Origin of the sequence: Methanosphaerula palustris E1-9c (assembly GCF_000021965.1) — an archaeon.
GTDB classification, from domain to species: Archaea; Halobacteriota; Methanomicrobia; order Methanomicrobiales; family Methanospirillaceae; genus Methanosphaerula; species Methanosphaerula palustris.
Genome location: NC_011832.1, coordinates 102,603 through 125,052 on the forward strand (window position 1 = coordinate 102,603; position 22,450 = coordinate 125,052).

At 58.0% G+C, this 22,450-nt stretch carries 15 protein-coding genes; 7 read left to right on the forward strand and 8 right to left on the reverse strand.

The genetic code is table 11. From position 1 onward, the window contains the following. Positions 1-68: 68 nt before the first annotated feature. From MPAL_RS00480 to MPAL_RS00505, 6 genes are all read left to right on the forward strand, one after another. On the forward strand, positions 69-1,604 hold the full coding sequence (locus MPAL_RS00480) for a nitrogenase component 1 (protein ID WP_012616806.1): 1,536 nt from the start codon (positions 69-71) through the stop codon (positions 1,602-1,604). Continuing rightward, positions 1,601-2,953, forward strand: a complete 1,353-nt coding sequence (locus MPAL_RS00485; RefSeq protein ID WP_012616807.1) for a nitrogenase component 1 — start codon at positions 1,601-1,603, stop codon at positions 2,951-2,953. The genes MPAL_RS00480 and MPAL_RS00485 overlap by 4 nt, the downstream gene beginning before the upstream one ends. A gap of 250 nt (positions 2,954-3,203) precedes the next feature. Continuing rightward, a complete protein-coding gene (locus tag MPAL_RS00490; protein WP_012616808.1) occupies positions 3,204-4,103 on the forward strand; it encodes a nucleotide-binding protein in 900 nt (299 codons plus the stop codon). Between the two features lie 150 nt (positions 4,104-4,253). Further along, positions 4,254-4,502 carry a hypothetical protein gene (locus tag MPAL_RS00495; RefSeq protein ID WP_012616809.1) on the forward strand — a complete coding sequence of 83 codons (249 nt, stop codon included), beginning with the start codon at positions 4,254-4,256 and terminating at the stop codon, positions 4,500-4,502. Between the two features lie 93 nt (positions 4,503-4,595). After that, entirely contained in the window at positions 4,596-4,841 is a 246-nt protein-coding gene (locus MPAL_RS00500; RefSeq protein ID WP_236610405.1) for a winged helix-turn-helix transcriptional regulator, read from the forward strand. Between the two features lie 261 nt (positions 4,842-5,102). Then, positions 5,103-5,846 carry a 4Fe-4S double cluster binding domain-containing protein gene (locus tag MPAL_RS00505; RefSeq protein WP_012616811.1) on the forward strand — a complete coding sequence of 248 codons (744 nt, stop codon included), beginning with the start codon at positions 5,103-5,105 and terminating at the stop codon, positions 5,844-5,846. Positions 5,847-5,950: 104 nt separating this feature from the next. Here the strand turns inward: MPAL_RS00505 and MPAL_RS00510 are convergent, their stop codons facing one another. From MPAL_RS00510 to MPAL_RS15585, 4 genes are all read right to left on the reverse strand, one after another. Further along, positions 5,951-8,431: a phage/plasmid primase, P4 family gene (locus MPAL_RS00510; RefSeq protein WP_048144956.1), complete on the reverse strand. Its 2,481-nt coding sequence runs from the start codon at positions 8,429-8,431 to the stop codon at positions 5,951-5,953. Between the two features lie 5 nt (positions 8,432-8,436). Further along, positions 8,437-8,637 (reverse strand): hypothetical protein, encoded by a 201-nt coding sequence (locus MPAL_RS00515; protein ID WP_048144958.1) that lies wholly within the window; start codon positions 8,635-8,637, stop codon positions 8,437-8,439. A gap of 170 nt (positions 8,638-8,807) precedes the next feature. Beyond that, the gene (locus tag MPAL_RS14020; RefSeq protein ID WP_012616812.1) at positions 8,808-13,811 is read right to left on the reverse strand and encodes a PKD domain-containing protein; all 5,004 of its coding nucleotides are present in this window, start codon (positions 13,809-13,811) and stop codon (positions 8,808-8,810) included. Continuing rightward, positions 13,801-13,995 carry a hypothetical protein gene (locus MPAL_RS15585; RefSeq protein WP_148208084.1) on the reverse strand — a complete coding sequence of 65 codons (195 nt, stop codon included), beginning with the start codon at positions 13,993-13,995 and terminating at the stop codon, positions 13,801-13,803. The genes MPAL_RS14020 and MPAL_RS15585 overlap by 11 nt, the downstream gene beginning before the upstream one ends. Positions 13,996-14,008: 13 nt before the next feature. Between MPAL_RS15585 and MPAL_RS16040 the strand changes: the two genes are divergently transcribed. Beyond that, the gene (locus MPAL_RS16040) at positions 14,009-14,161 is read left to right on the forward strand and encodes a hypothetical protein (RefSeq protein ID WP_158303592.1); all 153 of its coding nucleotides are present in this window, start codon (positions 14,009-14,011) and stop codon (positions 14,159-14,161) included. A gap of 25 nt (positions 14,162-14,186) precedes the next feature. On the opposite strand, the gene MPAL_RS00530 is transcribed toward MPAL_RS16040, so the two are convergent. From MPAL_RS00530 to MPAL_RS00545, 4 genes are all read right to left on the reverse strand, one after another. Beyond that, on the reverse strand, positions 14,187-18,131 hold the full coding sequence (locus MPAL_RS00530) for a type IV pilin (RefSeq protein ID WP_012616813.1): 3,945 nt from the start codon (positions 18,129-18,131) through the stop codon (positions 14,187-14,189). 6 nt (positions 18,132-18,137) lie between these two features. Next, positions 18,138-19,193 (reverse strand): hypothetical protein, encoded by a 1,056-nt coding sequence (locus MPAL_RS00535; RefSeq protein ID WP_012616814.1) that lies wholly within the window; start codon positions 19,191-19,193, stop codon positions 18,138-18,140. A 109-nt stretch (positions 19,194-19,302) separates the two neighbouring features. After that, complete coding sequence (locus MPAL_RS14025; RefSeq protein ID WP_012616815.1) at positions 19,303-21,357, reverse strand: type IV pilin; 2,055 nt, start codon at positions 21,355-21,357, stop codon at positions 19,303-19,305. After that, entirely contained in the window at positions 21,344-22,360 is a 1,017-nt protein-coding gene (locus MPAL_RS00545; RefSeq protein ID WP_012616816.1) for a hypothetical protein, read from the reverse strand. The genes MPAL_RS14025 and MPAL_RS00545 overlap by 14 nt, the downstream gene beginning before the upstream one ends. Between the last annotated feature and the right edge of the window lie 90 nt (positions 22,361-22,450).

Consider the following 22,450-nt stretch of genomic DNA (forward strand, 5'->3'; position numbering starts at 1 on the left):
CGCCAATTATTGCTGGTTGGACAGCCGCTTTATCTGCACCAGGAGACTGTTTTACCAGTGATCGCCAGATGGTAACCATTGAAGAACCGTTGATCCAAAAGATTGATCTCTCCCAGCCCACCTCTCCGAACCGCGAGCAACGGGCCTCCGGGATCAATGTCTACTACGGAAAGGCAAGCCAGCTTACGGAGGATGCACGGAACGGATGCCTGAGAGGTCATAATCGTAAATTTCAGCAGACCTCGGGATGTGCCCTGAACTTCTACCTCTCTGTTCGGATCGGTACGATTCGGGATGCAGTCGCGATCTACCATGCGCCGGTCGGTTGCTCTGCCGCGGCCCTCGGGTACCGGGAGATCTACCGGGGGGTCCCGGTGGAGCTTGGCAGACCTGCAAACTTTGAACTTCACTGGATCACGACGAATCTCCGTGAGAACGATGTGGTCTATGGTGCAGGAGAGAAACTGAAGGAAGCTATCCGGGAAGCCGAGCGGAGGTACTCCCCCAAGGCGATCTTCATCATGACCTCCTGCACCTCAGGGATCATCGGTGAGGATATCGAAGGAGTCGTCGCAGAGATGCAGCCGGTGACCAAGGCCGTGCTGGTCCCGATCCACTGTGAGGGGGTCAGGTCCCGTCTGGTCCAGACCGGGTACGACGCGTTCTGGCATGGCGTGCTGAAGTATCTGGTCAGAAAACCGGAGAAGAAGCAGAAGGATCTCGTCAATGTGGCGAGTATGCTCTCCTATACCTGGCAGGACCGGCTTGAGATCAAGCGGCTGCTCACCAAACTCGGTCTTCGGGTGAACTTCATCCCGGAATTCGCCACCGTCGAGGAACTGCAGCAGCTCTCCGAGGCCGCGGTCACCGCCCCGATCTGCCCGACCTACACCGATTATCTCTCCCGTGGTCTTGAACAGGAGTACGGAGTTCCGTTCTTCCTCTATCCCTCGCCGATGGGGATTGCAAATACAGACGCCTGGCTGCGGGAGATCGCAAAGTACACCGGCAAAGAGGTCGAAGTCGAGCAGTTGATCGAGGAGGAGCATAAGCGCTGGGTTCCGCAGATCGAGCGGATCAAGGACGAACTGGCCCATATCAAGAAGGACGGTTCGAAGATCTCTGTACTCGGCTCACTCGGACAGGGGAGGTTACTTGCTCAACTTCCCTACTTCGACGAACTCGGGCTTTCATCTCCTGCGGCGATGTGCCAGGACTTCGATAACCTGATCCTCGAGGAGCTCGAAGGGCTGATCAAAAAGTACGGGGACTTCAACATCCTGGTCAACACCTTCCAGGCTGCAGAACAGTCCCATATCACCAGGGAGCTCGACCCGGATATCACCCTGACCTGCCCGTTCCAGGGCGGGGCCTTCAAACGGAAGAAGGGGGTGACCAGGATCCATGCGCTCCGTGGTGACGCAAGCCCCTGGTCCACCCAGTCGGGCTATGCCGGGGCCGTGGCCTTCGGCAACTTCCTGCTTCAGGCACTCAAGAGTGGTGCATTCCAGGAGTTGATGCTCAAAAAGACCGAGGACAGTTACAAGCAGTGGTGGTATCAGCAGCCCGATCCGCTCCACTACCTCGCCAGGGAGGAAGAATGACTTTATCAGAATCTGACGAGCAGCAGACCAGCACAGAGACGACCTCGTCGTCGATCATGGAGGCACCGCGGTACTCCTGCGCCCTTGCCGGCGCGTACGCCACAGCCACCGGGATCTACGGTGTGGTTCCGATCCTTCATTCCGGAGCGGGCTGTGGTATCGCCCAGCTCTTCGGCCAGTTTTACGCCGCAGGGCAGAACGCCGGCGGGCCGATCGGAGGGACCAACACTCCCTGCTCGGGGCTGGTCGAGGAGCACGTGATCTTCGGCGGGGAGAAGAAACTCCGCCAGCTCATCCAGTCGACGACGGAACTGATGAATGGCACCTTCTATGCGGTCATCGCCGGGTGTGTCCCGTCCCTGATCGGAGACGACATGGCCTCGGTGGTCGGGGAGTTTCGGAAGCAGGTTCCGATCGTCTTCGTCAACACCAGCGGGTTCAAGGGGACCTCGTACGATGGGTACGAACTCTTCTTCACCTCGGTCATCGACCAGTTCCTGACGGAGTTACCGGTGGAGAAGGGGACCGTCAACGTCTTTGGAATCGTCCCAGACCAGCATATCTTCTGGAAAGGAGAGTCGCGGGTGATCAAGGAGACCCTCGCAGAGATCGGGGTGAAGGCGAACGTGATCCTGACCGAACCGGACGGTCTTGAACGGCTGAAGGCCATCCCTGCGGCCGAGTACAACCTGGTCCTGTCACCATGGAACGGGCACGCGATCGCAGAGCTCCTCAAGGAGAAGTTCAACACCCCGTACCTGACCTTTCCCGGCGTGCCGATCGGCCCGAAGCAGACCTCAGTCTTCCTCCGCACCATTGCAGAGACGCTGGGCATCCCCTCAGACCGGGTCGAAGCGGTGATCAAAAAAGAGGAGAAACGTGTCTATCGGGTGATGGAACACCTCGGTGATATGCACCTGCTCGTTCGTCCGCACCCGTACTTTGCGGTGGTGGCCGATGCGGGCACGGCAGTCAGTATCACCAACTATCTGACCAACGAGATGGGGTACCTGCCGGAGATCGTCCAGATCACCGACAGCCCTCCTGACGAGGTTCGGGACGCGATCGTCGATGCGATCGCGGGCCACCTCGAAACTCCGGTCAGACCAGAGGTGATCTTCGAGGCAGATTCGTACAAGATCCGCCAGAACCTGAAGGGACGGTCCTTCATGTTCCTGTACGCCAGTTCTCTCGAAGCACCGACTGCTATGGAGGAGTTCTCGGCCCTCTCGCTGAGCGTGGCCTTCCCAACCCTGAACCGGCTGATCCTTGAACGGAACTATGCCGGCTTCTCGGGAGGTCTGACTCTGATGGAGGACAGTATGAGCCCGTTCGCCGGTCCGCTCTAGATCTGGTCCTGAAGAGATCCCTTCAGGGGGATTTCCTCTATTTTTTGTATATCTGGTGTCCAAAGGGTTGTTCCCCGATGCAGATCGCCCTTTACGTCTTTTACCACTCTTCTCTCATCTCCTGGATCAATCTCTGGGGACAGTCACAGGATCTTGCCGCAATATCCCGAAATATCGGTAGTACGAGCCAAATTTTGCTCAATTCTGACCGTATTTATCAATTCAATCCCAATAATCGTATGGTGACCAGATGACAGCATCACGTAATATTGCCATTTATGGAAAAGGAGGTATAGGAAAGTCGACGACCTCATCAAATCTCTCTGCAGCCCTCTCTGAACTGGGCCTCACTGTCATGCAGATCGGGTGCGATCCCAAGGCCGACTCGACCAACAACCTCCGTGGCGGGGAGTCGATCCCCTCGGTGCTGGACGCCCTGCGAAGTGGAAAGAAGATCGAGATCGGAGATATCGTCTTCAAAGGATTCAATGGGGTTCTCTGTGTCGAGGCCGGCGGGCCCGAGCCCGGAGTCGGCTGCGCAGGCCGGGGAATCATCACGGCCATCGAACTGCTGAAACAGAAGAAGGTCTTTGAGGAGTTCTCCCCTGATATCGTGCTGTACGATGTGCTCGGCGATGTGGTCTGCGGTGGTTTCTCTGTCCCGATCCGGGAAGGAGTGGCAGAGCAGGTCTATACCGTCGCCTCTTCCGACTTCATGGCTCTCTATGCCGCCAATAATCTCTTCAAGGGGATCAAGAAGTATGCGAACAATGGTGGAGCTCTCTTCAGCGGGATCATCGCAAACTCGATGAGCAAGCCGGTCCAGCGGGAGATCATCGATGATTTCGCCGTTCATACGTCGACGACCGTCGCAGGCTACGTGGAGCGATCTCTGGCCGTGACCAGGAGTGAACTCCGGGGGCAGACGGTCATCGAACGGGATCCTGACTCCCCCCAGGCCGATGTCTATCGAAGGCTTGCGAAGGGGATTGTCGAGAATCAGAAGCGGTATGTTCCCGCTCCGCTCGATGCCGAAGAACTCAAAAAGTGGGCTTCCAGCTGGTCTGATCGGATCATCGGGCAGGACGCTGACGAGGAGGCCCCCAAGAGCACATCATATCCACCAGCAGGGAGTGAGGGACTCAGTTAATCTCTTTCCCCTCTCTGATGAACATCTATTTTTGTATATCCTCAGGGGGTTCTGTAGATATTATCATGGATTTACTCAGCACGGTGTGCACCGCGGGGATGATGATCCCTGTCCTCTGAACGACTGATCTCCAGGACAGATCAGTATCGGGTGCTGATCGATCAACAGGGGACCGGGCATATCCGGATCACGAGGCGGGTGAACTTCCGGGTGATCCTCTCTCTGCTGGGCGATCTCTTCACCACGCTTCAGGATGAGGGGAAAGATCCGGTGATCACCCTGTATCTCACCCAGTCACTCTGTGCCGATATGTCGGATAACATCTCTGCGTTCATCGAATTCTGTAACCGCTGTCTTGCAGGGACGGTCAGTCTGGTGGTCATCGATCAGGAGCCATGACCTGCAGATCACAATTGTTAACAATTGTGAACTCCTAGATAGTAGTGTGAGAAATCATGAGTGATCGTTTTTGTCTCCGCACATGAAAATCCCGTGAAGAGCTCTGCAGACCGAATGATCCACCTGCCCCCTTCGGCGAAGCTCGTGTACAGGGTGATCGAGACGGATGGTGCACAGACCCAGAAGGATCTGATCCAGAAGACCACGCTCCCTTCCCGGACTGTCAGGTATGCAATCAGCAGATTGCGGGAAGCAGATATCATATCAGAGCGGTTTCACTTCATCGATGCTCGTCAGAGTCTCTATGGGTTGAAGGTCGCTTCTGACCGGGGGGTATGAAGTACCCGTGCCGGTCATATCAGAACCTGGTGCCGATCTATCGGTAATCATCACGAAAATTCCTTTTTTTTTCGCGCTCTCCGTCTGGCGCATGGTTTAACCCACCCGTGGCTTCCTGACGGAGCCGGCTGATTCAAGCGACATATGGATACGGGGGGTTTGGATGCCTACCTCGATAGCCCCCTGCAATGAGGAGAGAGCGAATCCCTCCTCAATCTTTTTCTCAGATCAGTGTTTCAGATCACTGTACCAGGAGATTGCATGGATATCGGAGATCGGATACAGTCATGTGCGGAATCGCTCGGAGTCGACTATGTCGGTGTCGCGGACCTGACAGAGGCCCGGGAGTTCATCATCGAGCAGGGCGGGCCGGCGATCGGTCAGTACCCGTTCGGGGTGACGATGGGAATAGCCCTCATCGATCCCATCGTCGACCTGCTGCCCGACCGGGAGCGGAACGGAGGCGGGATTCTCTATAAGCACCATGCCTATGATGTGGTGAACACTACGCTCGATCAGATCGCCATGCGGGTGGCGAACAGACTCCAGCGGGAGGGATACCGGGCGTTGCCGGTGCCGGCATCGAAGAGGACCGATAACGATCGGATCTGCGGGCCGTTCTCACAGAAGCTTGCCGCCCATCTCGCCGGTTTTGGATGGATCGGCAGGAGTTGCCTCCTGATCACGCCTGACCACGGGCCCCGGGTCCGCTGGGTGACGGTGCTGACCGATGCACCCCTGACCCCGACCGGTTCCCCAATGGAGAGCCGGTGTGGGACCTGCCAGGCCTGTGTGACGGCCTGTCCGGTGCAGGCGTTCACCGGGCGGGGCTTCGACCCGGACGAACCCCGAGAGGCCCGGTATGATGCAGCGGCCTGCGAGCGGTTCTTTAAGGCGGAGGAGGAGCGGACCGGCAATGCGGTATGCGGGATGTGCGTCTGGGTCTGCCCGTATGGACAGGGTCGGCCGGCGCCAGTTCCTGATAGTTCGGCTTTTCAAAAGTGACAGGTGACAGGGAGTGACACCTGTTTTGTATATGTTCTCCACAGGAGTACCCTAGAGAAGTTATCCAAAAAAGGTGTCACCACCTGTCACCTGTCACCAGATAATCAGAGGGGGATCTGGTAACTCGCATCCCCCGACTCCAGTTCTTTTTCAAAATCAGCCAGTTCCCTGGAATTTTTAAGTCTGATCCCGACAAAGTACCGCCCGAATTTACCTCGTTTCTCCTCGAAATTGTGATCACGCAGCGCCTGATAGAAGTCTTTGGGCTGGAGCGTCTCTTCGGAATATTTCGCACACCATGCGGCGTATTCATTATGGAGCTCGGTTCTCAGGCATCGCTCCTCCCCTCCTGTGATACACCGCTCCGGGATGAATCCCTTGAGAATATCCTGCTGTGCCCGGTAGGCGTTGGTGTTCGCCACCAGTTCAGGGGGTTTGGCGAGTGTGCCGGCTGTATGGTATCTCCGGAGACCAGCGAGCATCCAGTTCAGGATGCCGCTCCCCTCCCCGGCGAGCCGCTGATCATAGTTCGGGATCTTCTGATCATCAGGGATCTCGACGGTGAACGGCCAGAGCCGGATCCGTCTCCAGATGGCACCATCCATCCCCCGGATGACGGGGGCGTGGTTGGTGGCCAGGATCGGCGTAAACAGTGGGGGAAAGGTCTCCTGATTCCGAAAGAGTTCGCGGGCGGAGATCGGGTCGCCACCGGTCATGGCCTTGATCTGTCCCTCGGCCAGCCGCCTTCCCTGATCGGTCTCCACGGCGGTGACCAGCCTGGCTCCGCGGAGGGACATCAGGTCGGGGCGGGCCGAGGCGCTATTCTGCCGGCTCTCCATGAAGGTATCTGCTGATATGTGACATGCATACGCCCCGAAGACGGCTCGAAGCGTGGAGAGAGTGACGGATTTGCCGTTGCTGCCGGTGGCCCCATGCCAGATCTCAAAGACATTTTCAGGGTTGGTGTCCAGGAGGCAGTATCCGGTGTGTTCCTGAAACGCCTGGATCAGGTCCTCCTTCCCCCCGAAGATCAGCCGGAGGTGAGCGTCCCAGAGGGGGCAGGCCGCCGCCGGGTCGTAGGCCACGCCGGCAACCTTCGTGAGCAGGTCCTCCTTCCGGTGCTCCCTGAAGGTGAGCGTATCCAGTTCAAGGGTCCCGTTCGTCAGGTTGAAGAGGTTGCCGTCTGCATCGAGTTCGTCGGACAGGATCCCGATCGTCTCCTCGCTCGATGCCATGAAGAGCATGTCATCCAGCCGTTTCTTCCCCTCGCTGATGACAGCCCATTTCGCCAGGGCCGGCCTCTTCGCGTCGTCGCGTTCACGATCAGCCTCGCGATAAATTGCCCGTGCGGTCTCCTTCGCACGACGGTATACCGCCCGCTTCGGGTCTTCACGCCAGCGCGTACCGTCCCATTCGAGCCATATCTTTCTGGGATGGCAGTACCTCGTCGTCTCTCCCCATCGAGCGGCGAACCGTTCCCCGTTGCCGGCATCTGTCATCGGGTAGTCCTTGCACTGCCGGTCGAGATCCTCGCCGGCCGCCTCCGTCTCGTTCGCCGGTGTTGCAGGGGAGATCCGGGTGGACGATGAGAGGGCTGTGTCGATGGTGATCCCGCCGTAGGTCTCCTGACCTCGCCGTTCATCCCACTTGGGACGCATGAGTGCCGACCTTCGGAAGATACGATCGATCTGGTTCCGATCCCTTGTCCAGAAGGCCAGGATCGTACAGAGGGCCAGGTCTGCTGCCGAGTGGTCTCCTCTGTACTCCCCGAGGTCGCCGGCCCGGAAGAGTGCGGTGAACTTTTGTCCGTTCAGGGCTGACGCTGCCCGCCGGATCACCTCGGCATCCTCCAGGTGAACCGGAAGAGCGGAGGGCCTCGCCGGGGGCCGGACGGTGTGACGGCCGGGATCGATCTGTTGATACAGGGTCTCCAGCGTTCCGGTTGCGGCCTCCTGCACGTCGGCCGGGGTCTGTGGGATGTGCCGGCCTGTCATCACAAAGAACCTGCCGGCATCGTAGATCTCGAGGTCTCCGCTCCGGCATCGTGTGCCCGGTTTCTCACCGAGCAGGATCACGTGGGCGCCGGTCCCGGATTGCGAGATCTCAGCGTAGGAGGCGAATGAGCGGATCTTCTCCAGTATCCCGTCCTCCCACCGGCCGGTGACGGGATCGCGCTGATGGTCCAGGTCGATGCCGACGATGCCGTCCCCTTCGACAAAGACGAATCCGATCCCGCTGACCAGGTCGAACGCGACGAATTTCTCGAACGCTTCCCGGATCTTATCGAAAGAACTCCAGGTCGCGGGATCGGTGGTGCTCGCCGGCCTCACCTGCATTCCGTCGTCCGTCGCCTCGACGCAGTATGGTACTTTCGTGGGTTTCCCCGCTCGGTACTCCAATCTCCAGAGAATCCACTGGTCACGTGCCTGGAGAAGAGCCGGGATCGCGCCGAAGTCCGGGGCTGCCGGTCGCTGGTTTTTCCTCTCTGCCGGTGCCGCTGCCAGTGTCGGAGCCGGCTTCTCCTTCTGTGCCGCAGTGATCACCCATCCGAGCGCCTCCGCTTCAGCCATGTCATTCATGTCCATTGGGATCACCCCGCCCGGTCTGCTGTGCGATCCGGTGGAGAGCAGATCATTTCGTGGGGAAGCGTGATCCTTCCGCTGGTTGTTCTGATCGTGATCGCCGGGCTCGGTGCTTTCCGGAGGGCGGCCACTCGTCGATTCATGAAATGGCCTGAGGCACCGATCGGCGTTGCGGTCTTCTCTGAGGATCTGTGTACGAACGTTTCCATACTGGACTATCGACCTGGATCCTCGATAAGCAATAATCCGAATTCCTGCTGGCTTTCACCTCTCCGTTCTTTCCCTGATCAGATACTATTTAGCGAACGGATCAGATTCGGGCCGGTCGGCTTTTTGGGAGAGTTAAACGGTAGGATGGTGATCGATAAAAATGGGGGAATCAGGGGAGGAGCTGATAGGTGCCGGTGCTTCCGATGATATAGATGTCGGCGCCAACCTGAAGGTTGAGCCCTCCATCAGTGCCGGTGGTGACGTTGTACAGGTTGATGATCCGGTTGTCGTTCTGGCCCGGGATGACCTGTCCACCGTTCACCGTGAAACTGGTCCAGACATTCTGCGAGGGAACGGTCACTGCCAGGGTCGACTGGAGGGTGTCGAATCCGTGGATGGCGATCCCGGTTACGGCACCTCTCTGGATGACGACGCCGTTGATCGAGAGGGTCGCGTCCGGAGCTGTGAAGGTCCAGATCCCTCCGCTCGAGATCTGGATGTTTGCACTCCCGCTCTTCTCGATGGTCAGTCTGACGATATCGTCCTGGTTGATCTGGTGGAAGGTGCCGTCGATCGAGACCCCGGTCGACCCGGACCAGGCGACGGTGTCCCTGAACTGGAAGTAACCGCCGCTCACCAGGGATCCCGGTTTGGCAGCGTTCAGCGTGATGGGTCCGCCTGGAGAGACCGGCTTGTAGTAGTTCCAGAAGTTGGTGTTCGTGTAGGCACTCTTGCTGCCCGGGTTGATCTGAACTGAACCGGTGGTTCCACCTGCCGGGTTCGTTCCCCTCCAGCCCATCGGAAGCACCTCCACGACGGTGTAGCCCTTTGCATTGTCCAGCCCGTAGAATGCATAGGCTCCGTTTGCATCGCTCGTCGTCGTTGCGATGACATTTCCGTTCAGGAACAGGTTGATCGTCCAGCCGGCGAGCTTCGGGTCAGCGGTGTTCGCCACGCCGTCGCCGTTCTGATCGTTGTAGATCGTTCCGTTGATCAGCCCTCCTGCCGGGGTCGGCGTCGTCGCTGGCGCGTTGACGGTGATCGTTCTCGTGGCCTGGGTGCTCTGCCCGAACGGATTGGTGACGACCAGGGTGGCTGTGTAAGTGCCTGGCGTGTTGTAGGAGTGGCTCACGTTCTGACTGATCCCTGTCTGGCTGCCGTCGCCGAAGTTCCAGGTCCAGGCGATGATGTTGTAGCCGGTCGAGGTGTCGGTGAAGTCGACCTGCAGCGGGGCATATCCGGTGGTCGCGGTCGTCGTGAAGTTGGCGACCAGCGGCGGGTAGACGGTGATGTACCCGGTTTTGGTGGTCGTGCCGCTTCCATAGGCGTTGGTGACAGTCAGGGTGACATTGAACGTCTTCGGGATGGTTCCCTGGTTGGTATACAGGTGCTGCGGGCTCCTGGTGGTGGCGGTGTTTCCGTCACCGAAGGTCCAGGCCCAGGTGATGATGCCGTCCCCGGTGGACTGGTCGGTGAACGTGACGTTCGCCTGCCCGTTGCCGACGGTCGGTGTGCCGGTGAAGGCGGCGACCGGTGGGTTCAGGACGGTGATGTAGTTGGTCCTGATCGTGGTGGTGTTTCCATACGGGTTGAACGCGGTCAGGGAGACCGTGTAGTTCCCTGCGGTGGTGTAGGTGTGGGTCGGGTTCTGGGCTGATGTCGTGGTGTTGTCGCCGAAGTTCCATGACCAGCCGTTGATCCCGCTCCCGGTCGAGGTGTCGGTGAACTGGACCGGGAACTGTGCGTTGCCGGCCGTCCTGTTGGCGGTGAAGTTCGCGACCAGCTGCGGCAGGACCGTGACGAAGGCCGGCTTTGAGATGCTGGCGGTGCCATACGCGTTGGTGATCGTCAGGGTGACGGTGTAGTTCCCTCCGGCGGTGTAGGTGTGCTGCGGGCTCTGGCTTGTTGAGGTGGTGCCGTCGCCGAAGGTCCAGTTCCAGCCGCTGATGGTGAACCCGGTGGATTGATCTACGAACGAAACATTGAGCGGTGCGTTGCCGAGGAGCGGTGCTCCGCCGAAGGCCGCGACGAGCGGTGGGTAGACGGTGATGTATCCGGTCCTGGTGACCGTACCGTTTCCATAGGCATTGCCGGCGGTCAGGGTGACGGTGTAGGTGCCCGGCGTGGTGTAGGTGTGGGTCGGGTTCTGGAGGGTGGAGGTGTTCCCATCGCCGAGGTTCCAGGTCCAGGTGGTGATCGAGGTGCCGGTGGTGGTGTCGGTGAACTGGACCGGGACCTGTCCGTTGCCGGCGGTTCTGTTGGCGGTGAAGTTCGGCACCAGCGGCTGGAGGACGGTGATGTAGGCGCTCTTCGTGGTGGTGTTGGTGAACCCGAGGCTGGTGTTGGAGACGGTCAGGGTGACGGTGTAGATTCCGGGTGTCGTGTAGGAGTGGGTTGGGCTCTGGGTGGTGGCGGTGCTGTTGTCCCCGAAGTTCCAGGTCCAGGCGTTGACGGCAAGGTCGCTCGTCGTGGTGTCGGTGAAGAGGACCGGGAGTGGTGCGTTGCCGATCGTCCTGTTTGCGGTGAAGTTCGGGTTCAGCGAGTGGACGGTGATCGTCTTCGTCGTTGAGGCGCTGGCATAGGGGTTGGTGACGGTCAGGGTGACGTTGTAGGTACCCGGCAAGGTGTAGGTGTGGGTTGGGTTCTGGATGGTGGAGGTGGCACCGTCGCCGAAGGTCCAGGACCAGTTCGAGATCCCGTTTCCGGTGGAGGTGTCGGTGAACCCGACTGCGAGCGGGGCGATGCCGGTGGTCGGATTCGCGGTGAAGTTCGCGGCCAGGGCCGGCCCGACGGTGATGTAGTCTTTCTTCACGACTGTTCCGCTCTGGTTGGCGTTCCCGGCGGTCAGCATCACCTTGTAGGTACCCGGCAAGGTGTAGGTGTGGGTTGGGTTCTGGATGGTGGAGGTGGCACCGTCGCCGAAGTCCCAGAACCACCTGTTCACCGTTCCTGTTGATGTGTCGTTGAACTGGACCGGGAGCTGTGTGTTTCCGATCGTCTGGTTGGCGGTGAAGGCCGGCGAGACCCAGGTCGAGGCGGGGGCGATGCCGATCGCCGCGATCATCGGCTGTCCGGTGGTGCCCTTCAGGACGACATGGATCAGGTTGTCGATGACGGTCACGTTCGAGTACAGGTCTGCCGTGGAGTTGGCTCCGACGGTGCCATAGACGTCAAAACTGGAGGCCACCGGGTTATTGTTGACAGTGACATCGAACTTCCTCGGGTTGCCGGCGTTGATGCTCGTGTCGGTCTCTGCAAACTTTAACTGCACATTGTAGTTCCCGTTCGGTACATTGAACTGATAGTCGACCGTTCCGGTGGTGGACCACCTGCTGGTCCGATACAGGGCTGGGTCTGATGTGTTGGCGATGGATCCATTCACCGAGTAGAGCGGGGCTCCGGTCGGGCTGTAGCCCCACATGCCTGAGGTGTACTCCCGATCTGCCAGCCAGACATTGCCCAGGCAGTCGGTGGAGTTTGCACCGTACCCGGCGTCGACCCGGATCGTGTTCTGGTTGTTGTACACCATGACTGTCTTCGTCGCCGTGCTGTTTCCGACTGCGTTGCTGACCGTCAGGGTGACGGTATAAGCACCTGGCGTGGTGTAGGTGTGGGTCGGATTCTGGAGGGTGGCGGTGTTCCCGTCACCGAACGACCAGTTCCAGGTAGTCGGGGTGTTGGTTGACGTGTCTGTGAAGGTGACCAGGAGCGGTGCTGTGCCGTTCATCGGGGTGGCCGTGAAGTTCGCGACCGGCGGTGCCAGCGGTGGAGCGGTGACGGTGATCGTCCTGCTCGTCGTACTGGTGTTGGGGCCGGGGAGGGTGTTGCTGACTGTCAGGTTGACGGTGTAGTTCCCTGCGGTGGTGTAGGTGTGCTGCGGATTCTGGCTGGTGAACGTGGTGCCGTCGCCGAAGTCCCAGAAGTAGGAGAGGAGATATCCCTGTGAACTGTTGCTATCGAAGGAGACCGTGAGCGGCGCCGGTCCGGTCATCGGGGTGGCCGTGAAGGCGGCGATCACCTGCGGATGGACTATGATGACCCGCTGAAAGGGGTCGCTGCTCTCATGAGGGTTGTCTCCCAGGTCAACATTGGCGATCAGGGAAGCGGTGTAGTTCTGCTGGATCGATCCGGGGTTGTAATAGGTGTAGGGGAAGGCCGGTCTTGGATAGGCGTTTGTTGTTCGATTCTCGTCACCGAAGTCCCAGGAGAGGCTGGTCTCATATCCGGTGGTGGTGTTGGTGAACCAGACCTCCATCCCTGAGTTCCCCTCCAGTGGGGAGGCGTCGAATCCAGCGATGGGAGATTTATAGACCGAGATGTAATTTTGCCTGGCCAGGGAGTACGGGGTCAATACATCGCTCTCGTCGGTCAGGTTGAGGGTGACGGTGTAGTTCTTGATGTAGGGCCAGTCTGTCGGTGCTTGATAGTAGGGATACGTGTATGGGTTGGTCTGATCGGTGATGACGTTTGATCCACTATCACCAAAGTTCCAGGATCTCTTGTACGATGACGACCATCCATGGTAATCGGTCAGGTCGGTGAAGTTGATCGGCACCGTCCCGTTGGTCGCGGTGATGTTCGCGATGAAGTAGACCCACGGGGCCGTGGGGTTCTGCGTCGGCTGCGTCCAGGTCGGCCCCTCAGATGGGTATGGGAATGTGATCGGCACGGCCCCGGTGACGGCTGCCGGCGGGTTCCTTCCGCTGCTGCTGTCCGGCGACCAGGCCCCGAGCAGCACCGCTCCACCGCCGCCGGTCATGCTGGCCAGACCGGTGCCGGGCCAGATCAGCTGCACCTGATCGATCTTCCTATCGGCGGTAAAACTCAGGTTGTCCCCGATGGAATAAAGTTCAGGTGTAGTAGAAGAGAGGCGTGTAGATAATCCGGAGGAGTTAGTGAGGTTGAACGCTGATGTTTTGTCCTGGGCGGTTGAATCGCCGCTGTAGAGGACCATCAACTTCGCACCCGAGAGGTTCAGCGTCTCGCCGCCGCGGTGGATCAGCGAGATGTTGGTGTGGCTGTCATCTGCCCAGAAGTCGAGGGCCACGGCCGGCACCTTCTCCGGTTGCGGAGCTGAGAGCATCGTGATCCCCATCAGCCCGACGGCTGCGACGAAGATCGCGATCAACAGGACGACCCCCATGATCTCAGCGTTTCCCTCGTTATTCACCATGGTTATGGTACACCTGCAGCCCGGGCGGCAGGGCTGCCATTGATCCAATGATAGTAGTCCGTACTGCCTGATAACCCTCTCTGATTGAGCAGATCTGTCCGGTGTACACCCGCTGGTGCATTCCGTTCTTCAGCCCGACCCCGTTCCGACCCCGGCTGGAAACCGGGTATCTCTCTGTCTGCACGATCGGAGAACCGATGATGACCAGACAAGAGCATCACCGGTACCCCGGCCGGCAGGAAATGATTGGTTTCATCACCGGGTGCCGGTTCGCCCCCGACCATGCAGGGAGGATACGCCGGCTGATCCGGATCCGACGGCACACACTGCAGGCGGATGGGCATCGTTGAAAAAAAGGTTGAGAGAGTACCTGGTTCAGGCAGTGAACAGATCATAGGTTCCACTGCAGACCAGGTAGGTTCTCCCATTCTGGTAGTTGAAGTTCAGCACGTTGCTATAGGGGGCACTCTGTGGAGCAATCGCATACACATTGACACCCCAGTCCTGGTATGGCCACCAGGGCGGGTTGATGATATTCGTCCCGTTCACCACGAACTGGGCCCCCGAGTTGTAGGAACTCATCACGTAGGTGAGCGTGGACTGCCAGTTGGTATATCCATTCACCCAGATACCCGTGATCTTACCTGTGGCGACCAGGTTCCCGTTGAAGTACACCTTGACATGGTCGAACTGGTAGGTGCTGATCTGAGTGTTGGAGATGTAGATCTGCCCGTTTGCCTGATCCCCGTCCATCATGATCGTAACCTGAGTCTGCCAGGGGATCCTGAACTTATTTCCACTAACGATATCCAGTCCGGATGCGAGGGTGGCTGAGGAATCCATTTCAATCCAGTCATCGGTATGGGCGGGCTGTGGCCATTCGCGCCAGGTGGTTCCAGTGAACCGGATGTAGGTCCCGTCCTTCAGCACCCCGATGTTCATCGGGTTGTTCAACAGGATCTGGTTTCCTGCGGTGGCGGTCATGTGGTTTCCGAAGTTGTCCCCGGTCACCTGCTGGTGTTTGTCCGCCCGTCCCTGGTTCAGGTTCTCGACATCGTAGTATTTCGGACTGATCGGGTAGGTCTGGTTCCAGCCGGATTGTTGCACCTCGACCACGTGGTAGTGGTCCTTGGGGAGATTGCTGATGATATAGTAACCGGTGCTGTCGGAGACCGTCTGGTTCACCACGTGCCAGTCCTGGGCCGTCCCCTTGCCCTGGGCCTGAACGGTCCAGCCGGCCAGTGGCGGTTCGCCACTGTCCCAGACTCCGTTATTGTTCTGGTCGTTCCAGATATACCCGGCGATCGAGTAGGGTCCGACCCCGTTGATGTCGAAGTAGGCCTGGATCGTGTGGTTCCCGTTCACCTGCGTGAAGTTGAATGAACTGGCCTGGCCGATCGAGATGCCGTCGACGACCACATCATCGATGGTGTTGCCGCTGCCGGCCGCGATCGTGTAGACCTGATTGTCTCCGTAGTTCACCGAGGTGATCCCGGCTGGTGTTATGCTGCCACCGCTGCCGGCCGTTGCGGTGATCGTGTAGACATTCTTTGCGAAGTCAGCCGTGATGGTGTGGTTCGCTTCGAGCGGGGCGAACGTATAGTTCGGGGCCGGCCCCTGCATCGCTCCGTCGACGATGATGTTGACGATATGGTAGCCAGGGATGGCGCTTACGGTGAACGACGGGATCGCATGGTAGGCATACCCCAGTGACCCGGACGGGGTGATCGTCCCGAGCGGTCCGGTGTTCGCGGTGATCGTGTATATGACCTGCGTGAAGGTGGCCGTGATGGTGTGATCGCCCTGGATGTTGGTGAGTGCGTAGGTCGTAACCGCTCCCTGTGAGACCCCGTCGACCGTCACATCAGCGATCGTATACCCGGTCGCCGGCGTGATAGTGAAGGTTCTGGAATCTCCGTAGTTGGCCGTCTGCGTGCCGTTCGGCGTGATCGTTCCATGATCCCCTGCGGTCGCGTTGATCGTGTAGGTGTTGATCGCGAAACTGGCGTTGATGGTGTGACTCGCCTGGATGTTGGTGAAGGTGTAGAGGTACGAGGTGTTGCCTGCCGGAATGGTCTGGGGCGTGCTGTCGACGGTCACACTGTTGATATGGTATCCGGTGTTCGCGGTGATGGTGAAGTCCTTCGATTCACCGTAATTGGCCGGAACTGCGCCGTTCGGGTTGATCGTCCCATGGTCCCCTGCCGATGCGTTGATGGTGAACGTGTCGACCACAAACGTCGCAGCCAGGGTGTGCGGCCCGGTGACTGGCGGGAACGTGTAGGTGTTCCCGGCCGGGGTGACCGATGTGCCGTCGACCGTCACCGTGCCGAGGTGGTATCCCGCCTCAGGGGTGAAGGTGAAGGTTGGCGTGTCGTTGTAGTCGACCATCTGCGTGCTGTTCGGAGTGATGCTGCCGTGGACTGGTGGGGTGACGGTGATGGCGAACCGGTCGACTGTGAAGGTCGCGACGACCGTGCAGTTGCTCGTGATACCCGGGAGTGTGGAGGTGGTGTTGTCGACGATCGGCAGCTGCTTCTGGCTGCCGTCCTCGGCGGTGTAGGTCACGGTGTCGATGTGATGGCCGGTGGTTGGCAGGTAGGTGAAGTTCACCTCTCCGTTGTAACCGACGTTGACCGTTCCGGAAGTGCCGGCCGCGACCGTCTGGTCGTTCGCCCGGACCGAGCCGTTCAGGCCGGAGGTGACGTTCACCGTGTAGACATTGGCTGTGAATGTTACCGTGGCAGTGTAGTTCTGGTCTACACCCGTGGAGAATGTGTATGGGCTCGTTGTCACTGTAGTGGATGCGCCTTTGTCCCCGCTGATGATTGCCTTGTCGAATTTGAACCCTGCGATGTTTGTGAATGTGAGCGTTGGCGTTTCTCCTGCGGTAAGATCGAATGGACTATTGTTCACTAACGAAGTGCCATTGCAGGTGATACTTCCCTTCAGTGAATCGAATATCGGGGTGATGGTGTAATGTGCTGGCGCAGGTGGTGCTATCTCTGCGAATGTTACCGTGACAGTGTAGTTCTGGTCTACACCTGTGGTGAATGTGTATGGGCTCGTTGTCACTGTAGTGGATGCGCCTTTATCCCCGGTGATGATTGCCTTGTCGAATTTGAACCCTGCGATGTTTGTGAATGTGAGCGTTGGCGTTTCTCCTGCGGTAAGGTCGAATGGACTATTGTTCACTAACGAAGTGCCATTGCAGGTGATACTTCCCTTCAGTGAATCGAATATCGGGGTGATGGTGTAATGTGCTGGCGCAGGTGGTGCTATCTCTGCGAATGTTACCGTGACAGTGTAGTTCTGGTCTACACCCGTGGAGAATGTGTATGGGCTCGTTGTCACTGTAGTGGATGCGCCTTTGTCCCCGCTGATGATTGCCTTGTCGAATTTGAACCCTGCGATGTTTGTGAATGTGAGCGTTGGCGTTTCTCCTGCGGTAAGATCGAATGGACTATTGTTCACTAACGAAGTGCCATTGCAGGTGATACTTCCCTTCAGTGAATCGAATATCGGGGTGATGGTGTAATGTGCTGGCGCAGGTGGTGCTATCTCTGCGAATGTTACCGTGACAGTGTAGTTCTGGTCTACACCCGTGGTGAATCTGTATGGGCTCGTTGTCACTGTGGTGGATGCGCCTTTGTCCCCGCTGATGATTGCCTTGTCGAATTTGAACCCTGCAATGTTTGTGAATGTGAGCGTTGGCGTTTCTCCTGCGGTAAGGTCGAATGGACTATTGTTCACTAACGAAGTGCCGTTGCAGGTGATACTTCCCTTCAGTGAATCGAATATCGGGGTGATGGTGTAATGTGTCGATGCTGACGGTGGGTTATCTGTTGAGTTTGAACCCGAAGAAGGCTCCCCGACATCGCTGCCCTGGTCTCCCATGACGACCGACCGGAGTGCCGTCTCGCCGGCTCCGTTGCCGGTGTAGACCAGGGTCACCTTGGCTGGCTGTGATACGGCCGGGAAGGTGAGTGGACTGCCGGACGACCAGTCTTTAGTGGCGTTGAATGTTTGAGATTTTGTACCGTCCAGGTACTGCACGACAAACTTGTAATCCCCGTTGGGGAGGGTATCCCCTCCGGTATGATACAGGGTCAGGTTTCCCGGGTTGTAATTCGCCAGGAAGTTCACATTCGGGATCTCCTTGGGCGCTGGCTGAGAGAGGAGCTGTGTCCCGACGACGGTGCCGCCGACGACCACGAGGGAGAGGAGGAGGACGACACCGATCACCTCAGAGACACCCCACTCGTGCCATCGCTGCCGTTCTTCACCGGATGAACCCCGGCGATCCTTATTGGTTTTCATTATTGGTCACTCCATCATGGACTGCACATTCTGCAGGTGTGCAATGTAGTCTGCCTGCGATACGGTCAGGTTCACGGAGGAATCCTGAGGGGCGTCGATTGTGATCCGGGCGTCGGTGGTGTTTATGATGGTGGCCAGGGGGCCGGGCAGTGTGGCGGTGCTGTTGGCAAGTCCGCTTCTGACTGCGTTGTTGAAGGTGTCGACCCACATCTGGGCATAGGGTGCACTTCGCGTGTGGGCGGTCAGCGTAACGCTGGTGAAGGTTTTGTTGGCTATCACATAGTCCGGAGGGTCGTTCAGCCAGGTCCTGACCATCACCGGCGAGGAGGTGCCGATCGCTCCTTCAGTGGTCCCGGCCATGTTGACCAGCATGAGGTTCACCTCTGGACTGGTGGTTGCATTGACGATCGAAATCGCCGGATAGGCCAGCACCGAGATGTCGGCATTACCACTGGTGGCATTCTGGACCAGGAAGACCCCGCCGTCCTGGTAGGTGTAGGTCTGCTGGATCCAGTAGTTGTTCTGCGATTGGAACTCCAACCCCCGCAGGGATACATTGGCATAGTCACTGGTGCTGTTGGTGGTGATCGTAAAGTTCTCCCCGTATTCGGGAAGCCCGACCCTGGCCGACGAGCGGATCGGGGCGAGGATTGGAATGAACATCCGGGCAGGTGTCGTGCCGCTACCGGTGGCCGGGTCGAGAACCTGGGAGAGGGTCGTCCCGCCGGAGGTTATGTCGAACAGTTCTGTCTGGTTTGTATACAACCAGCTCAGAGCATCCATAGAACTGGCATCCTGAGAACGAGGGTAGTGATAGGATGGAGATAAGGTGTCAAACGGTGAAGGGACATGCGGCGGACTGTTCATCCAGAGCGTGTCCACCTGGGTCTTGTAGTTGACGAACCAGTCCCGCACCTGGGTCATCTTCTGGATCTCGTCCTCGCGCCCCTGGGCGGGCACAACATACGTTATATAGAGCGAAATTGCAGCCATTACAAGCGCAAGAATCAGAACAAACCCGACAACTTCTGATAGCGCTTCATCATCCAGACCAGGGGACATTCTTCAGCAGTGTACCTAAGCATCCGTAAAATATATAATACTTGAGTTTTCGCCGTGCAGGTTGATATGCAGATGCGGGTGGCGGAACCTGGGATAGGTTCTGCCCTGCTCAGGAGGGCCTGAGATCGTAGGTATTTCCACTGCCGGCCTGGTTGATGATCTGCGGGGAATTCTTATCCGCGGTGATCTGGATATATGAGTCGGTCACTGGCAGTTGGTACCGCGAATCATCCTTGTACCACCCGAGGATCGACTGGGTCTGGGTTCCAAAACCCGTCCCTCCAGTGACATTGAGCTGTTGGAAGTTCTTCACCTGCAGGTTCTCGGTGAACGCGGTCCAGAGGGCGAACCTTGGATTGTCCTTCGAGATGCAGTTGTCGATGGTGATGTCGCTTGACCCCTTGATCACGAGGAAGCCGGTGTTCTTGCTTCCGGTGTCCGTGCAGTTGACGAACTGGGAGTTGATACCGCCCTGGACATAGAACCCGGCGTTGGCGTTGTCAACCGAGGTGCAGTTGGTCAGCGTGGTGTTCCGCGAGAGGTAGTAACCGGATTGGAAGAAAGCGCCGCTATAGGTCGACCGGCCGTTGTCGATACTGGTGCAGTTGTCCAGTGTGACATTCTCTGACCTGGTCCGTGGCCCGATATCCTCTCCGTTATCACCATACCGGGCACCGGGCTCGAAGTGGAATCCCGACTCCCAGTTGTTGTCTGCATAACAGTTGTATACGTGACATTCGATCAGGTCCTGCCATTCGTGCAGGTCGAACCCGGTGATCCACTCGGACCGGGATTGATGTTCTGCTGAAACGGTACTGGTTGAACCATTGATATAGTTGACCGTGTCCCCGGCTGATCCATATCCACAGTATGAGGCCACGCAATTTACAAAGAGCGTATTGCTGATGGAATATGGCACATTGTTCCAGTTCTGATTCATGTTCCAGCCGTGGGTGTTGCATTCGCGGGCTGTACAGTTGAAAAATTCAATGTTTGAAAGAGGCTGGCCGTCAGCCCATACAAAGAACATCCCGTTGATTGGAGCTTTGTTCGCTGGCGGCTCGTTCGGGTCGTGATTCGCGGAGAGTTCACCATGGTTTCGACTGGTTACATTCACACCCTGAACACTGACATAACTCGAAACGATCTCAACACCTCCAGTTCCCTCAAGGTTGAGCCCGCTGATGATCACATTCGGGGCACTCACCTTGATGTAACCATCGTTGTAAGAAGGTCCATTCATGGGGAGATAGACCGTACCTGGATTCTGAGCCATGAGTATCTTGTAACTGTTGTCGAAACGGATTGGCCCGTTGCAGACATAGACACCGTCGAGCATCACCACCCTGCCATAATTGTGCAACTCATCATTGATCGTGTTCACATCAGTGAATCTAAACAGATTTGGGGCACTCATACCACCTGGGACTGTGCTTGTGATAACGTCAGGTGGGGTATCATAACTACTGTCGGAGTTGCCTGAGGTATAGATATAGGCAGTGGTGTTCATCCATTCTGACTGACCGGCCCAGTCGGTGTAATCGATACGCGGCTGAATGTTCGACCAGTTGTATGGTCCGACCGGCGGGTAATGGGTCACCTGCTGGGTTGGGAGCGGCACGATCCCCTCCGGGTACTGCTCCGGGTGCTTCCCCAGGATGTACTCGAAGAGTGACGAGAAGAACCCGTAGCCTCCTTCCCCTGTCCCGACAGCGTTCACCGAGGTGATCGTGACGTTCCCTGAACTGCCCGAGTACACGACCGTGACATTGTCGGTCAGGTTCGCATCGCTCCCCCTGAGGGTCAGCGAGTTCCCCACCGACCAGACCGTGGTGTCCGCCGGGGTACTAGTATTGTTGTTGACGAAGCTCTTATTCAGAGGCCAGGGTGTCTGGTCCAGGTAAACCAGGTACTGGCCGGGGTTCAGTGCTTCCCCGCCATTGTGGACCAGGGTCACCGTCCCGTTCTGGTCTGCCCCGATGACGATATTCACCTTCGGCACCTGGGTCGGGAGCGGCTGCGAGAAGAGTGCCACCCCGACCAGGGTTCCGCCGGCGACGACGAGGGCGATCAGCAGCACGGCTCCGATGATCTCGGAGACCCCTGCGTCGTGCTCGATATGGCGTCCGGCCGGCCCCGGGATGCCCCGGTTACTGCCCGACATTCTGGAGGGTCACCCTGTATTCAGCCTGCGTCAGATCGAGGTACACATGATAGGGATCGTTGGGATCGGCGGCATTCGACCCGGCTTTGATATTCATAATTGCGGTTTTATCGTTAATCGGGGTGTTGTTGAATGTTCCACCAGGAGAGATGAAACTTATATTATTATACTGGAGCGACATCTGTCTCCCGGCGTTTCGAAATGCTTTGTCCCACAACTGGGCAGCGGTTGGTGAGTTCATGACCGCTATGACCGTCACATTGGAATATTGTTTGTTGGTGGTATCGACGAGATTTTCGGTCAGCCGGGTGTCCACCCGGAGAGGACCGGTCCCACCGATCGATCCGCGACCCTGGATCTTAAGACCGGCGATGGAGACCTTGGGCATGATATATTTGGTGGTTTCGTTAACTGAAACAGTGACGTTGTACACCGAGATCGCTGGTGCAGAGACGATAGAGACTCCGTCTGACTGATTCAGAAAGACCCCGCCCATCTGGTAGTAGTAGGTCTGCTGGATCCAGTAGTTGTTCTGAGTCTGGTACGACATCGACCCCATGGGGATCGAGACATCCAGAGGTGTTGTGACTGTTCCATTGGTATCGGTCTGACTGCCGATAACCCGCAGCGTCCCGTCCAAGTTCGGCTGCCCGACCGACATCAGCGCCGGCGACCCCTGCGGCTTCATGAATGACAGAAAGACCCCGCCGGCCTGGGTGTTCCCCCCCGCCGTCCCGAGGTCGAACGAGGTGCTGATCATCGTCCCTGCCAGCCGGTGATCGGTCAGGTTCGAGATCGAGTTCATCCAGAGGGAGTCGAGCGTCCCCTTGTAGTCCACGAACAGATCCTTCACCTGGTTCATATGGACGATCTCGTCCTCGCGCCCCTCCGCTGGGACGACATAGAGCAGGTACAGTGTGGAAGCCACCACAATCAGCCCGAGTATCAGCACAAACCCGATGATCTCAGAGAGGCCGTCCTCGTTGCGCCCGGATGTTGGCAATAGAAGAGAGTCCGTCTGGAAATTATATAAGACAATGCGAGAGCGTCTCGACAGGAAGCCGAGAACATCGACCGTCTCTGACCATCAGAA

Coding starts and splice junctions, on each gene's coding strand:
- MPAL_RS00480 (WP_012616806.1), top strand. CDS start 69: ATGGTAACCATTGAAGAACCGTTGATCCAAAAGATTGATCTCTCCCAG.
- MPAL_RS00485 (WP_012616807.1), top strand. CDS start 1,601: ATGACTTTATCAGAATCTGACGAGCAGCAGACCAGCACAGAGACGACC.
- MPAL_RS00490 (WP_012616808.1), top strand. CDS start 3,204: ATGACAGCATCACGTAATATTGCCATTTATGGAAAAGGAGGTATAGGA.
- MPAL_RS00505 (WP_012616811.1), top strand. CDS start 5,103: ATGGATATCGGAGATCGGATACAGTCATGTGCGGAATCGCTCGGAGTC.
- MPAL_RS00510 (WP_048144956.1), bottom strand. CDS start 8,431: ATGGACATGAATGACATGGCTGAAGCGGAGGCGCTCGGATGGGTGATC.
- MPAL_RS00515 (WP_048144958.1), bottom strand. CDS start 8,637: ATGGAAACGTTCGTACACAGATCCTCAGAGAAGACCGCAACGCCGATC.
- MPAL_RS14020 (WP_012616812.1), bottom strand. CDS start 13,811: ATGGTGAATAACGAGGGAAACGCTGAGATCATGGGGGTCGTCCTGTTG.
- MPAL_RS16040 (WP_158303592.1), top strand. CDS start 14,009: ATGATGACCAGACAAGAGCATCACCGGTACCCCGGCCGGCAGGAAATG.
- MPAL_RS00530 (WP_012616813.1), bottom strand. CDS start 18,131: ATGAAAACCAATAAGGATCGCCGGGGTTCATCCGGTGAAGAACGGCAG.
- MPAL_RS00535 (WP_012616814.1), bottom strand. CDS start 19,193: ATGTCCCCTGGTCTGGATGATGAAGCGCTATCAGAAGTTGTCGGGTTT.
- MPAL_RS14025 (WP_012616815.1), bottom strand. CDS start 21,357: ATGTCGGGCAGTAACCGGGGCATCCCGGGGCCGGCCGGACGCCATATC.